General features: G+C 62.1%; 3 protein-coding genes and 1 pseudogene. 1 reads left to right on the forward strand and 3 read right to left on the reverse strand.

Annotation, left to right across the window (positions count from 1 at the left end; genetic code table 11):
- Nucleotide 1 precedes the first annotated feature (1 nt).
- The gene (locus tag ACIP1X_RS06760) at nt 2-12,451 is read right to left on the reverse strand and encodes a non-ribosomal peptide synthase/polyketide synthase (RefSeq protein ID WP_400750516.1); all 12,450 of its coding nucleotides are present in this window, start codon (nt 12,449-12,451) and stop codon (nt 2-4) included.
- Nucleotides 12,452-12,671: 220 nt separating this feature from the next.
- On the reverse strand, nt 12,672-13,406 hold the full coding sequence (locus ACIP1X_RS06765; RefSeq protein WP_212544378.1) for an alpha/beta fold hydrolase: 735 nt from the start codon (nt 13,404-13,406) through the stop codon (nt 12,672-12,674).
- Nucleotides 13,407-13,538: 132 nt separating this feature from the next.
- Here ACIP1X_RS06765 and ACIP1X_RS06770 point away from each other — a divergent pair, with 132 nt between their 5' ends.
- Nucleotides 13,539-14,675, forward strand: coding sequence for a cupin-like domain-containing protein (locus ACIP1X_RS06770; RefSeq protein ID WP_400750519.1), 1,137 nt, complete (start codon nt 13,539-13,541; stop codon nt 14,673-14,675).
- Between the two features lie 210 nt (nt 14,676-14,885).
- On the opposite strand, the pseudogene ACIP1X_RS06775 reads toward ACIP1X_RS06770, so the two are convergent.
- Nucleotides 14,886-16,056: pseudogene (locus tag ACIP1X_RS06775) on the reverse strand (MFS transporter).
- Nucleotides 16,057-16,111: the final 55 nt, after the last annotated feature.

Genomic DNA, 16,111 nt, shown 5'->3' on the forward strand with positions numbered 1-16,111 from the left:
TTCAAAGGGTCTCCAGGTCTGCCAGGAAATCATGCATCTCACTCAGGTCTTCGCTGGAGTGAGGGGTCAGGTGAACAGCCAGTTGCTCGGCGTACTCGCGCAGCGATGCGGTGCGGAACAGCAGATCCAGCGGCACCGCCGCCCCTTGCTCCAGTTGCAGGCGCGCGGTGGCCTGAGTCGCCAACAGTGAATGTCCACCCAGTTCAAAGAAGTTGTCGTCGCGCCCTACCCGGTCGAGTTTGAGCACGTCTTGCCAGATGGCGGCGACGCTGTGTTCCAGCGCCCCATCCGGCGCCACGTAGGCGCGCAGCAGTTGGTTGGCGTCCGGCAGCGGCAGCGCCTTGCGGTCGAGCTTGCCGTTGGGGGTCAGCGGGAAACGTTCCAGCAGCATCCAGTGCGCCGGCATCATGTAGTCGGGCAGTAACGGTGCCAGTGCCGATTTCAACGCGTCGCGCAGGGCTGCGGGCTCGGCATCCTGTGGCTTCGCCGCAATCAGGTAGGCCACCAGTTGCAAGCCACCCGGCCCTTCCTGCGCCACCACCGCAGCTTCGCGAATCGACGGCTGCGCCAACAGGCAGGCTTCGATTTCACCCAGCTCGATGCGGAAGCCCCGAATTTTCACCTGATGGTCAACGCGCCCGAGGTACTCGATCACCCCGTCAGCGCGATAACGCGCCAGGTCACCGGTGCGATACAGCCGCGCACCGTTGCCGAACGGATCGGGCAGGAAGCGCTCGGCGGTCAGCGCCGGCCGCTCGTGATAACCCCGCGCAAGACCATCGCCACCGATCAGCAATTCACCGATCACACCGGCCGGGTTTGGCGCAAAGTGTTCGCCGAGAATGTGCAGCGTGGTGTTGGCAATCGGCCCACCAAGGTAAGGCTGGCGTTGCTCGGCCGTCAGTTGATAAGCCGCTGACCAGATCGTCGTTTCCGTCGGCCCGTAAAGGTTCCAGACTTGCCCGGCGACCTCAAGCAGACGTGCGGCCAGATCCTCGGCCAGCGCTTCACCGCCACACAGGCATTTGCGCCCTGCAAGCCGCGCAGCCTGTGGATGATCAAGCAACATTCGCCAGGTCGACGGCGTCGCCTGAACCACGCTGACCTGCTGTTGATCGATGATCTGCAGCAGCGCCTGCGGGTCGTGCGCACTCTGCTTGTCCACCAGCACCACGCAAGCCCCGCTGAACAGCGCGCCGTACAACTCGAGCCCGAAAATATCGAAGGAGAACGTGGTCAGCGACAGCACGCAGTCAGTCGCCACAAGCCCCGGCTCACGGGCCATGCTCGCGACAAAATTGACCAGTGCCGCGTGGCGCACCATCACGCCTTTCGGCTTGCCGGTGGAACCCGAGGTGTAGATCGCATAGCTGAGGTTATCGCCGTCGACCGCCACCTGCGGATTGGCCGCCTGTGCAGCGCTGATCGGTTCTTCGAGGGAGCCCGGCACCAGCGTCTGCACACCGGCCGGAATTGGCAGCACTTGCAGCAACGACGCCTGAGTCAGCAACAACTGCAAACCGCTGTCTTCGATCATGTGCGCCAAACGATCGCTCGGGTATTGCGGATCCAGCGGCACGTAAGCGCCACCGGCCTTGAGGATCGCCAGCAAGCCGACAATCATCTCCACGCCGCGCTCCAAAGCGATGCCGACCAGACGATCCGGGCCAACCCCTTGGGCAATCAGGCGATGGGCCAGACGGTTGGCCTGCGCATTCAGCTCGGCGTAGGTCAAGCATTGCTCACCGAACACCAGCGCTGTCGCGTCAGGCGTCTGGCTGGCGCGCGTTTCGATCAACCGGTGGATGCAACGCGACTCGGGCCAAGGCGCTGCGCTGGCATTCCACGCCAACAATTGCTGATCGGTTTCGGCGGCGTCGAGCAGGTTCAATTCACCCAGTGCACGTTCGCTGCCGTCGATCATTTGCAGCATCAAACGTTGCAGGTGCAGGCCCATCTGCTCGACCGAAGCGGCCGTAAACTGTGCGCATTGATAGCTGAATTGCACCGCCAGCTCGGCAGCGAGGCTGACCGACAGCGTCAGCGGATAGTTGGTTTGCTCCAGATTATCCACGGCACCGAAACGCAGGCCTTGCGGCGAGCTCTGTTCCAGCGCCTCGGAAATCGGGTAGTTCTCGAACACCAGAATAGTGTCGAACAGCGCCTCACCGCCCAATCCCGCCCAGCGCTGAATGTCGAACAACGCAGTGTGTTCGAACTCGCGTAGCGCCAGATTCTGCGCCTGCACGCCGTGCAACCAGTCGCCGAGACGCTGCTCCGGACGCGGGCTGGCGATGACCGGCAAGGTGTTGATGAACAGCCCGATCTGCTGTTCTACACCGAGCAGATCCGCCGGACGCCCCGACACCGTCGCGCCGAACGCCACGCAGGATTTGCCGATGTAACGTTGCAACAGCAGCAGCCAGGCCGCTTGCACCAGCGTGTTGACCGTCACTTTCGCATCGCGGGCAAATTCGCTCAAACGCTGAGTCTGTTCCGAATCCAGCTGCACCCGATGCTGCGCATAAGCGTGAGGCTCGACGTTTTGCGTCGGCGCCGCAAACACCTGCGCCAGACGCACCGGCTCATCCAGTTCACGCAATTGCTCGAGCCAGAAGGCTTGCGCGGCACCGGCGTCCTGACGCTGCAACCAACCAATGTAATCGCGATAACGCCCACTCGGCCGCGCCACCGTTTCACCGCTGTAATGCTGCAACACTTCGCCGAGCAACTGCGCGCTGCTCCAGCCGTCCATCAGGATGTGGTGGTTGGTGTAGATCAAGTGATGACGATCGGCAGCAATGCGCACCAAGATCAGACGCAGCAACGGTACCGCGCTCAGATCCAGACCTCGTGCGCGCTCGTCATCGGCAAGGGTTTGCAGTGCCGCGTCCAGATCAGTCTGAGCGCTCCAGTCGAGCACGCGGAACGGTACGTCGAGATGACGCTGCACAACTTGAACGGGTTGATCCAGATCGCCCTGCCAGAAGAACCCGGTGCGCAGAATGTCGTGCGCATCGACCACCGCTTGCCACGCGGCGCGGAAACGCTGCGGATCAACGCCGTCGACGTCCAGACGCATCTGGTTGATGTAATCGCCACCGCCCTGTTCGAGCAAGGTGTGGAACAGCATGCCCTGCTGCATCGGCGACAGCGGGTAGATGTCATCGACGGACTGCGGCTGTTGCACCAACACGTCGAGTTGCGCCTGCGTCAGCGTCGCCAGCGGGAAGTCCGACGGCGTCACGCCACGGTTGGCGCTGTCGCAGCAATGCGCGATCAGTGCGGTGAGTTCTTGCAGGTAATCGTTGGCCAGACGCTGGATCGTCGCCGGGTGGAACATCTCGCTGCTGAACGTCCAGCTCAGATCCAGCTCACCGCCGAAGACTTTGCCGTCCAGCGCCAACGGGCTGCCCAGCGGGCCGGCCATGTTGACTTCTTCGCCGCCGGATTCGCTGGTCGGCACGAACAAGGCATCGTCGCCGGCATCGAAGCTGCCGTCGAACTGGCCGAGGTAGTTGAAGGTCAGGCGCGGTTTCGGCAAGGCTTGCAGCGCTTGCTGTGCAGCGGCGTCGCCAAGGTGCGCGAGGGCACCGAAACCGATGCCTTTGTTGGGGATCGCACGCAGTTGCTCCTTGATCTGCTTCAGCGAAGCGCCGAGGTCGGCGACCGGCGCCAATCGCGCCGGGAACACGCTGGTGAACCAGCCAACGGTGCGGGTCAGATCGACGTTGTCGAACAGGTCTTCGCGACCATGACCTTCCAGTTGCACCAGCACACTGTCGTCGCCGGTCCAGCGCACCATCACTCGCGCCAGCGCGGTCAGCAGCAGGTCGTTGACTTGCGTGCGGTAGGCCGCCGGGGCTTCCTGCAACAGCTGACGGGTCAGGGCTTTGTCCAGTTGCGTGCGGATCGATTGCGCCTGATCGTGTTGCTGACCGGCGTGCGGGTTGTCGCAAGGCAACTCAGTCGAAACGCCTTGCAGTTGTTGTTGCCAGAAACCCAGTTCGGCCTGCAGCGGCGCACTCGCGGCGTAGTCTTGCAGCGCCTCGGCCCAGGCTTTGACCGCACTGGTTTTGGCCGGCAGTTGCACAGTCGCACCCGCCAGAATCTGCCGATAAGCGCTCTGCAGATCTTCGAACAGAATCCGCCACGACACGCCATCGACCACTAAGTGGTGAATCACCAATAACAAGCGTTGAGTGCCATCGGCGAGGTTTGCCAGCACCGCGCGAATCAACGAACCGTCACTCAATTGCAGGCTGCGCTGAGCCTGATTGCCCAGCGCTTCGAGCGCCGCGACATCGGCGACCTCGACTTGCCACAAAACGGTTTCGCCCGCTTGCGTCGCGACATCGCGGTATTGCGCCGACCAGCCTTGCGCCTGTTCGGCAAAGTCCAGACGCAGGCTGTCGTGATGCGCTACCAGTGCGTCCAGTGCTTGTTCGAGCACTTGCGCGTCGAGTGCCTGGTTCGGTTTGAGCATCACCGACTGGTTCCAGTGATGACGATCAGGAATCGGCTGGGCGAAGAACCATTGATGAATCGGCAGCAGCGCCGTTGCACCGGTCACCGGTTGTTGATCGATCAGTTGCAGCGGCTCGCCGGTTTGCACCACGGCGGCCAGCGCCTGAATGGTCTGATGCTGGAACAGATCCTTCGGGGTGAAGCGCAAACCGGCCTGACGAGCGCGGCTGACCACTTGAATCGAGATGATCGAATCGCCGCCCAGCTCGAAGAAGTTATCGCTGAGGCCGACGCGTTCCAGCTTCAACACGTCCTGCCAGATCGTCGCCAGTTGCTGCTCCAGCGCGCTTTGCGGCGCGACATAGACTTGCTGCAATTGGCTGACATCCGGCTTCGGCAGGTTCTTGCGATCGAGCTTGCCATTCGGGGTCAGCGGCATGCGCTCCAGACGCAAAACGTAGGCTGGAACCATGTGCGCCGGCAGCGTGGCCTTGAGTTGTTCACGCAGTTGCTCGGCAAAATCTTCGCGCGGCGAGTCGCTGACCACGTACGCGACCAAGCGTTTGCTGCCGGCGCTTTCCTGCGCCACAACCACCGCTTCGCGCACGCCTTCAAGGGCTTGCAGACTGGCTTCGATCTCGCCGAGTTCGATGCGGAAGCCACGGATTTTCACCTGATTGTCGATACGTTCCAGGTAGTCGAACGTGCCGTCAGCGCGCTGGCGCACCAAGTCGCCGGTGCGATACAGCACGCCGCCGCTACGGCTCAACGGGTCAGCGACAAAACGCTCGGCGGTCATCGCCGGGCGGTTCAGGTAACCCCGCGCCACACCGCTGCCGCCCAGATACAACTCACCGGCCATGCCTTGCGGCAGCAGATTCAGATCAGCGTCCAACACATAGGCGCTGCGATCACCGATGCGGCTGCCGATTGGCGCGTACGCGGCGCCGCACGGTTCGTCGCGAGCGGCCTTCCAGATCAGCGGCGTGACCACGGTTTCGGTCGGGCCGTAGCCGTTGATGATGTACTCGGGATTCAGCGCCCGCTTGACCCGTTCGAAACTGGCGTTCGGTACCGCATCGCCACCGAAGCAGTAGATACGCACCTTGGGCGGATTGCCGACCCGTTCGGCGTGTTCGGCCAGTTGTTGCAAGTACACCGGCGGGAACGCGACCACGGTCACGCCGTGCTCGATCATCGCGTTGTAGGTCTGCTCCGGCGTCCACAAGCTGTCGTCGCGAATCAGCAGCGAGCCGCCGTGGGTCAGGCTGGTCAGCCAGCGCTCGTGGGCGCCGTCGAAGGCGAACGACATGAAATGGAATTCGCAATCGCTGTCGCGCATTTCATAGCGCTCACCGATGGCCAGGCAGTGCATGGCCAGCGGGCCGTGGCTGACGCTGACGCCTTTCGGGTTGCCGGTGGAACCCGAGGTGTAAATCACGTACGCAAGGTTGTGCGGATCCAGCGCCACGATCGGTGCCTGCGCCGGGTGCGCGCTGAGGTCGAGGTGATCGAGTTCCAGCACGGTCAGGGTGTCAGCGATCGGCAATTGCGCCGTCACCCGCGAATCGGTCAGCAACAGCGCCAGACCGGAATCCTCCATCAGATACGCCAGCCGCTCGCGTGGGTAACTGGTGTCCAGCGGCACGTAAGCGCCGCCGGCCTTGAGCACCGCCAGCAGCGCGACAATCAAACCTTCGCTGCGCGGCAGCGCGACACCGACACGCACTTCGGCGCCAACGCCACGCGCCACCAGTTCATGGGCGAGACGGTTGGCGCGGGCATCGATGTCGCCGTAGCTGAAATGCTTGCCGTCGAAAATCACTGCGGTGCGATCCGGCTGCTGCGCCGCCAAGCGCGCGTAACGCTGATGCACGGCGAGTTCGACCGGGTACGCCTGCGGTTGGTTTTCAAGGATCTGCCGGGTGTGTTCTTCGACCGTTGCCAAGGCTATTTGACCGAGACGACGTTCGGCAGATTCGGCGAATTGCTCCAGCAGGTGCAGCAGTTGCGCGCTGAGACGCTCGACAGTCGTGACACTGAAATGCGTCTGATCAAAACTCATGTGCAGCGCGAGGGTTTCGCCCAGTGTCACGCCCAGGGTCAGCGGGTAGTGCGTCTGATCCTGGTTGGCCACTTCGCCGAATACCACGCCTTGCGCGGTGCCGTGTTGCAGCGCCTCGGAAATCGGGAAGTTCTCGAACACCAGCAGCGTGTCGAACAACGACTCGCCGCCCTGCCCGGCCCAACGCTGAATGTTCGCCAGCGGCGTGTGTTCGAACTCGCGCAGGCTGAGGTTCTGCGCCTGCACCGCCGCCAGCCATGCGGCTACGCTTTGATCCGGACGCGAACCGGCGATCACCGGCAAGGTGTTGATGAACAAACCGACTTGCTGCTCGATGCCGACCAGTTCCGCCGGACGTCCGGCGACGGTGGTGCCGAACGCCACGCAAGCGCTGCCGGTGTAACGCTGCAACAGCAGCAACCACGCGGCTTGCACCAAGGTGTTGGCGGTGACTTTCTGCTGCCGGGCAAACTCGTTCAGGCGTTGCGTACGCGCTGCGTCGAGTGAGTAATGCTTGAGCGCATGCCCGCGCTCGGCACGCACCTCACCGCCGCCCGCCGCCGCTTGCGCGAGCACAGTCGGTTCGTGGAAGTCGGCCAGTTGCGCCAGCCAGAACGCTTCACTGACGGCGCCGTCCTGACGTTGCAGCCACTGGATGTAATCGGCGTAACGGCTTAGCGGACGCGGCGGTTGCTGGCCGGCATAACGCTGCAGCACTTCGCCGAGCATCTGCGCGCTGCTCCAACCGTCCATGAGAATGTGGTGGTTGGTGAAGATCAGGTGATGACGCTGATCGGCGATTTGAATCAGCGTTACGCGCAGCAGGCCGGCCGCGGTCAAATCGAAGCCCTGCGCCAGATCGGCGGCAGTGAAATCCTTGAGTGCCTGCGCGATGTCAGGGCGTGCGCGCCAGTCGAGCAAGGCGTACGGCAACTCGAGGCGGCGATGGATGATCTGCAGTTGTTCCTGCAATTCACCCTGCCAGATAAAACCGCTGCGCAGGATGTCGTGGGCGTCCATGGTCGCTTGCCACGCCGCACGAAAACGCTCGGGGTCGAGGCCGTCGACATCGACGCAGAGCTGGTTGATGTAGGCGCCGGTGCCCTGTTCGTACAAGGTGTGGAACAGCATGCCCTGCTGCATCGGCGACAGCGGATAAATGTCTTCGATGCCGGCGGCCGGCACTGCGATCGCATCCAGTTGTGCCTGAGCGATGTGCGCCAACGGGAAGTCCGACGGCGTGATGCCCATGGTTTCCGGCAGGCAGCAATGGCTGATCAGCGCTTGCAATTCAGCGCTGTATTCGTCGGCCAGACGGGCGACGGTCGCCTCGTTGAACTGCTCGCGGCTGAACGTCCAGCGCAGGTCGAGTTCACCGTCGTACACCTGGCCTTCGACGCCCAGCCAGTTGTCCAGCGGCGCATCGAGACTTTGCTCCAGCCCGGCGCGCTCACCGGCCGGACTGAACAGTGCGCCCTCCTCGGCATCGAAACTGCCGTCGAACTGGCCGAGGTAGTTGAAGGTAATGCGCGGCAGCGGCAGCGCTTTGAGCGAGGCTTGCGCCGCGTCGTCGCCGAGGTAACGCAGCACGCCAAAACCGATGCCCTTGTTGGGGATCGCGCGCAATTGTTCCTTGATCTGCTTGATCGCGTCCGCCAGCGAATCCGCCGGGGTCAGGCGCACCGGGAACAGGCTGGTGAACCAGCCGACGGTGCAGGTCAGATCGACGTCGTCGAACAGGTCTTCGCGACCGTGACCTTCCAGTTGAATCAGCGTGTCGGCGTGCCCGCTCCAGCGGCAGATCACCCGCGCCAGCGCCGTCAGCAACAGGTCGTTGACCTGCGTGCGATAAGCCGCCGGCGCCTGTTGCAGCAGTTGTTGGGTGAAAGTTTTGTCGAGGCGACTGTGCAGCACCTGAGCGTGGCGACTTTGCAGACTGCCCTGCGGGTTGTCGCACGGCAGATCCAGTGCCGCGCCGTCGAGTTGTTGCTGCCAGAAACGCAACTCGGCCTGCACCGCGTCAGTCGCGGCATAGGCTTGCAGATGCTCGCCCCAAGCCTTGTACGAACTGGTTTTGGCCGGCAGTTTGATGCTCTTGCCTTGCACTGTTTGCTGATAAGCCTGTTGCAAATCTTCGAGCAAAATCCGCCACGAAACACCGTCTACCGCCAAGTGATGCACGGCCAGCAATAGACGCTGACTGCCATCGGCGACGGTCGCCAGTACCGCGCGCAACAGCGGGCCGTTTTGCAGGTTCAGGCTTTGCTGGGCCTTGGCGTATAGCGCTTGCAGATCATCAGCGTCGAGACGGTCAGCCGTCCACAGCAGCACAGGATCCACCGCGACCGGCGCCACTTCTGCACGCCAACCCTCAGCGCTTTCGACGAAGCGCGACCGCAAAGCATCGTGCTGCACCAGTAAGGCATTCAGCGCTTGCAACAGCGCCTCGGCATCCAGAACTTGATGACTGCGCAGCAGCACTGCCTGGTTCCAGTGGTGACGCTGAGGAATGTCTTCGGCGAAGAACGTCTGCTGGATCGGCAGCAACGACAACTCACCGCTGACCGGGCCTTGATCGATGCTTACAGCGACGTTGCCTTGCTGGGCGACGCTGGCCAGACCTTGCACGGTCTGATGCTGGAACAGGTCGCGCGGGCTGAAATGAATCCCGGCCTGACGCGAACGGCTGACCACTTGAATCGAGATGATCGAGTCACCGCCCAACTCGAAGAAGTTGTCGGTCAGGCCGACCTGTTCGAGCTTGAGCACGTCCTGCCAGATGGCTGCGATTTTCTGTTCCAGCGCACTGCGCGGCGCGACAAACGCTTGCTGCATCTGGCTGGCGTCCGGCGCCGGCAGTGCTTTGCGATCGAGTTTGCCGTTGGGACTCAGCGGCAATGCACCGAGGAACAACAGCTGCGTCGGCACCATGTAATCCGGCAGGCTGTCCTTGAGTTGCGCTTTGATCGCTTCGCGCGCAGCGCCTTGGGCTTCGGGTGAAGCGGCAACCACAGCGGTGTCTTTCGGCACCACGTACGCCACCAGTTGCAGGCTGCTGCCACCCTGCACCGCCAGCACCACGGCTTCTTTGACGGCATCGAGTTCTAACAGGCGCGCTTCGACTTCGCCCAATTCGATACGGAAGCCACGGATTTTTACTTGATGGTCCACCCGGCCAACGTATTCGATCTGGCCATTGGCGTTAAAACGCGCAAGGTCGCCGGTGCGGTAAAGACGTGCGCCGTTAGTGGAAAACGGATCGGGGATAAAACGTTCAGCGGTCAGATCCGCGCGCTGGAAGTAACCTCGTGCCAGCAACTCACCGCCAATCAGCAGTTCACCGACCACGCCAATCGGCGTCGGCTGAGCGTCGGCATCCAGCAGATAGGCATGACGTCCCGGCAATGGCTGACCTATCGGCATGGTCAGCGGCAACGGCTGACGACCGAACACGTAATCGCTGCAATCTAGCGTGGTTGCGGTGACGGTGGCCTCAGTCGGGCCGTAGGTGTTGAGCAACTTGACGTGCTCCAGCCCTGCCAGGCGCCAGGCCTGCACACCTTCCGGCGGCATTGCTTCACCACCGCTGTGAACCTGACGCAGCGCGGCGTAATCACGCGGGCCGGCGGCGGCGAATTCCTTGGCAATCATGTTCCAGTAGGCAGTGGTCAAGTCCATGACCGTGATGCCGTGCGCGACGATATTCCGGTACAGGGTTTCGCTGTCCCAGACTTCGTTGCCGCGCAGCACCACCGAGGCGCCGCAGGTCAGCGGGCCAAACAGTTGCTCGCCGAAGGCATCGAAGTTGAACGTGGCAAATTGCAGCGCGCAATCGGCGGCGCTCAAGGCGTAGTAATGCTGCGAAGCGAAGGCGTGTTTGCTCAGTGCACCGTGGCTGATACCGACGCCTTTAGGGCGGCCGGTGGAGCCGGACGTGAACATCACATAGGCGAGGTTATCCGCCCACACCGCGCGTTGCGGATTGCTGTCGTCGGTAAATTCCCACGCTTCGGCTTGATCGAGGCACAGGCTGCGCACGTTGTGCGGCACCGGCAGACGCTCGAGTAAATGGCTTTGCGTCAGCAGCAAACGACTGCCGCTGTCTTCGATCATGCACAGCAAGCGGTCGCGCGGGTATTGCGGATCCAGCGGCACATACGCGCCGCCAGCCTTGAGCACGGCGACAATGGCAACGATCAGCTCCAGCCCGCGATCAACCGCAACGCCGACCAGCACTTCCGGGCCGACGCCCTGCGCCAGCAATGTGCGAGACAAACGATTGGCGCGGGCGTTGAGCTGTGCATAAGTGAGTTGCTGACCGTCGAAAATCAGCGCGATGGCATCAGGTGTTTGCGCGGCCTGCGCTTCGAACAGCTCATGCACCGGGCGCTCGCTCGGCCATGTTGTGTCGTGACGACCCCAGTCCTGTGTCAGTTGCTCAAGCTCCTGCGCTTGCAGCAAACCGATCTCGCCAACCCGCTGTTGTGGATCGCTGACGATGCTGTGCAGCAGATGTGTCCAGTGCCGCGCCATGCGTTCGATGGTTGTGCCGTCGAACAGGTCGCTGGCGTAGGTGAACGCAGCGTGCAACTGGCCGCCCTTTTCGTAGGTGTCCAGGCTCAGGTCGAACTGGGTGCTGCGGCTTTCCCATTCGATCACGCCGAGTTCCAGACCGCTGCCGACCTTGAGGGTGGTGACGTCAGCGACTTCCGGCTGGTGGTTGTACATCACCTGGAACAGTGGGTTGTAACTCAGGCTGCGTTCCAGTTTCAGCGCCTCGACCAGCCGTTCGAACGGCAGATCCTGATGCGCCTGAGCACCGAGCGCGGTTTCCTTGAGCGCGCTGAGCAGATCCGCGAATGGTGTCTGGCCATCCAGTTGCACGCGCAGCACCTGAGTGTTGACGAAGAATCCGATCAGGCCTTCGATCTCGCGGCGATTGCGATTGGCGATGGGCACACCGACGCGCAGGTCGGTCTGCCCGGTGTAACGGTGCAGCAGAATATTGAAGGTGCCGAGCAACAGCATGAACAGCGTGATGCCATGCTGTCGGGCGACGCCGCGCAATTGCTCGACCAGCGCAGCCTCCACTACGTGCTCATGGCGACGGCCGCGATTGCTCGGCAAGACTGGGCGCGGACGGTCGAGCGGCAGCTCCAGCACCGGATGCTCGTCACCCATTTGCGCCAGCCAGTAATCGAGTTGACGCTGCTGCTCTCCCGCCTCCAGCCAACGCCGCTGCCACAGCGCGTAATCGCTGTACTGCACCGGCATCGGCGGCAGCTCGGCCACTTGCCCCTGATCATGGGCGTCATAGAAGCGGCAGAATTCGTCGATCAACACGTTCATCGACCAGCCGTCGGAAACAATGTGGTGCAGGGTCAGCAGCAGCACGTGTTCCTGCTCGGCCAGATGCAACAGACGCACGCGCAGCAGTGGGCCGTTGGCGAGATCGAACGGCAGCAGCGATTGCTCTTCGGCTGCTGCAGCTACGCGTAATTCACGTTCGGCAGCGGGTAAATCGCTGAGGTCGACGCGCTGGATCTCCAGCGGTTGTTGCAGCGGCACTTGCAGCAGGCTGTCATCGGGCTGCTGCTGGAACACCGTGCGCAAGGTTTCATGGCGCTCGATCAGGCTGGCGAACGCTTGCTCCAGCGCCGGCTGATTCAGCCGCCCGCTCAGGCGCACCGCCGCCGGCAGGTTGTACGCGCCGCTCTGCGGATCCAGATGCCAGAGAAACCACATGCGTTGCTGGGCATAAGACAGTGCCTGCCGATCCTCGGCCTCGACCCCGGCCGGAATCGGAAACCGCGAAAAATCCACCCCTTCCCTCTGCAAGGCAGCAAGGAACATCTGGCGCTTTTCCAGGGGCAACCCGATAAACCGGCGAGCGAGTTTCAGGGAGTCTTCTGCATTCATTTCTTGGCATCCGGATCAGTAGGCAGGCAGCACAAAGGCACGTCGTCCCTATAAAACGAATGCAGACCGGAAAAATTAGCGATTGAGAACAACTATCAGGCGGGAGGTACAGCGGAGATTTCAGACCGCTCCTGTAGGAGCTGCGGCACGCTGCGATCTTTTGATCTTGATCTTTAAAATCAAAAGATCGCAGCGTGCCGCAGCTCCTACAGGAATGGTGTCAGGCAGTCGCGGCCATGGCGTGGCGGCGATGGTGTATGTCGAGCTGGTCTTTGATCACCTTGAGCACTTTGGCTTCGTGCTCATGGATGAAAAAGTGCCCGCCGGCGAGCATGTCCACCGAGAAACTGCCCGAGGTTTCCTTGCTCCAGCCGATCAATTGTTCAGTAGTTGCGCGGTCAGCCTTGCCGCCGAGCACGTGCACCGGGCAGTTGAGCAGTGGGCGTTGCTGCGGCTCGAATTTGCCGCACAGCAGAAAATCGGCGCGCAGGATCGGCAGGGTCAGGCTCATCAACTCGTCATTGGCCAGCACTTCTTCGCTGGTGCCATTGAGCGTGCGCAGTTGCTCGATCAGTTCGGCGTCGGTCTTGGCGATGGCAAAGCCACGATCGTAATCGGCGCGCTGGGTCGGCGCCGCCGTGCCGGACGCGAACAACGCCACCGGCTCAGGGCAACCCAGGGCCCGCAGTGCATGGGCCATCTCACAGGCCAGCAACGCACCGAGGCTATGACCGAACAACGCATAAGGCGTCTTCAATGTTGGCTGTAACTCCCTGGCCAATTGCATCGCCAAGGCGCGCATATCGGTCTGCAGCGGCTCGTCAAAGCGCGCACCACGCCCCGGCAGCTCCACCGGTTTGAGCTGCAGCCATTGCGGCAACTTCGGTCGCCAGCGGCTATAGACCATCGCACTGGCACCGGAATACGGCAGGCACAGCAAAGTCAGCTGGGTCACCACACTTCCCTCAAAAAAATTCGTCTGTAGAGAGAAACGGTTGACTGCCCGGGCAAATTAGTCGACGCCGGCTAAATCGCCCACACAGGTGCTCGTTAACCGTTCAGATAAAACCAATAACGAGGATTCACCGTGGATCTGCAGAGCATCCTGAGCAAACTGTTCGCCAATGCCGGCGCCGTCGGTATTGAAGGTGTTTTCCAATTCGTTTTTAGCCCGCAGCTGGCTTATTGGTCTGAGGTCAAGGCCAGCAGCCGCACCGAGGCAGGCCGCCATGCGAGCCCGGACGTGACCATCGAAGTCGCTGAACAGGATTTCCTCGGGATCATGGTCGGCATGGCCAACGTCGAAGAGCTGTTCGCCAGCGGTCGCCTGAAGATTGGCGGCAACATGGGGCTGGCGACGATGCTGCCGCAGATCATCGACCATGCTCGAAACGGTGGCGGTGCGGTCGCTGAAAAAGTCGACATGAACAAGCGCTACCCGACGCCGCCGCGCTTCAGTGAAAAGCTCACCGCCAGCCTGCCGACCCAGGTCAACGTCGAACGGCGTGCGCGCGAGGAGCTATCGGTGACTGAGTTCAAAAGCCGTTATTTGCCCCACGGCATTCCCGTGGTGATCAGCAACGCATTGCACGACTGGCCGCTGTTCAAACTCAGCCGCGAAGAATCGCTGGTGCATTTCGCCGAGCTGCAAGGCATCACCCGCCATGGCGATTACGTGAAGAAAACTTTCTCCACCGAACGGGATTTTCGTTCGACGTCGATGGCCGATTTCATCGCTTCGCTGGACAGTCCGGCGGGCAAAGGTGCGGACGGTGAGCCGCCCGCCTACATGGGCAACAACATCTTGCCGGCGGCGTTGATGCAGCAGATCAAGTACCCGGCCTACTTCGATACGCCGCTGTTTATTCCGCCGCGAATCTGGATCGGGCCCAAGGGCACACTGACGCCGCTGCACCGCGACGACACCGATAATTTGTTCGCGCAGGTCTGGGGGCAGAAGACCTTCACCCTCGCCGCGCCGCATCACCGTGAAGCCCTGGGCACGTGGTCGACAGCACCGGAGGGTGGACTCGATGGTTGCGATTTCAACCCGGATGCGCCGGACTATCAGCGCTTCCCCAAGGCGCGCGACGTGACGTTTTTGCGGGTGACGCTGGAGGCTGGGGATTTGCTGTTCTTGCCGGAGGGCTGGTTCCATCAGGTGGAGTCGGTATCGACGTCGTTGTCGGTGAATTTCTGGGTGAATTCGGGGCGGGGGTGGTAACCCAACAATCCACGCCTCTTACACCGTACTTGTGGCGAGGGGATTTATCGAAACGTCGCACCGCCCCGTTGGGCTGCGAAGCAGCCCCTAATCCATGCAACTCATTTTTCCAGAAGTACCGAGCACTCTGACTTCGGGGCTGCTGCGCAGCCCAACGGGGATAAATCCCCTCGCCACAAAGGCTCCCCCAACCATCCAGAGATCGCGGGGTTATTTAAGGTGGCGGTAACTCTGCACCGCCGAACCCAGCACCACTGCGCCCGCCGCAATCGCCAGCCAGAACCCGCTGCGCGCGCCAAACGCATCGACCAACGCCCCCGAGCCCGCCGCACCAATCGCCACGCCGATACTCAACCCCGTCACCAGCCACGTCAGGCCTTCGGTCAACTTGGCCGGCGGCACGATGCGTTCAACCAGGGCCATCGCCACAATCAATGTCGGCGCGAAAAACAAACCAGCAACAAACACCGCCATGGCCAGCCCGACGATATTGCTCGCCAATAACAGCGGCAACGTCGTCACCGCCGTCGCCACCCCGCCGTACAAAAACAAGCGTGGCAGCGGCAGTTTCGAGCGCATCGCACCAAACGCGATGCCGGCCATGCACGAGCCAATCGCGTACACCGACAAGACAATGCTCGCCGCCGCCGGCTGCCCCTGCTGCTGGGCAAACGCGACGCTGACCACATCGACCACGCCGACGATGATGCCCATGGCGATCATCAGCGCCAGCAACAATTGAATGTCGGTCGAGCGAATGATCGAACCCTGATGCTGCGACTCACGCGGATGCACCGCCGGTTCAGTGCTGCGCTGAGCCACGAATGCGGTCACACCAATCGCCAGCGCCAACAACGCCCAAAGGCCCGGCCTCCGGGAAGACCGCGACGCACAGACCAACTGAAAGCGGCGGGCCGACGATAAAACACACCTCATCCAGCACCGATTCCAGCGCGTACGCCGTCTGCAATTGCGGCTGTCCACGATAAATCTCAGTCCAGCGCGCCCGCACCATCGCCGACATGCTCGGCATGCAACCGGCCAGCGCGGCAAACACAAACAGCGTCCAGACCGGCGCCTGCAACCGCGTGCACAGCAACAACAGCAAAAGCGCCCCGCCACCGATCAACGCCGACACCGGAAGAATCCGCCGCTGACCAAAACGGTCGACCAGCCGCGACACCTGCGGCGCGCAAAACGCCGTGGCCAAGGCAAACGTCGCCGCCACGCCACCGGCCAGCGCATAACCACCCTTCAACTGCGAAAGCATGGTGATCACGCCGATGCCCGTCATGGAAATCGGCATGCGCGCGATCATCCCGGCCAAGACAAAATTTCGTGCGCCGGGGGCGTTGAACAATTCGCGGTAGGGGTTTGCCATCGGTTACAGCCTCATCAAGGGCCGTCAAGTTGCCATAGGGTTGGGTGGCGTGGAA

The organism is Pseudomonas sp. NPDC088885, assembly GCF_044750025.1.
Classification (GTDB): Bacteria; Pseudomonadota; Gammaproteobacteria; order Pseudomonadales; family Pseudomonadaceae; genus Aquipseudomonas; species Aquipseudomonas rustica.

What these genes read in the sequence shown, in the direction of transcription:
- ACIP1X_RS06760 (WP_400750516.1), bottom strand. Translation starts at nt 12,451, where the DNA reads ATGAATGCAGAAGACTCCCTGAAACTCGCTCGCCGGTTTATCGGGTTG.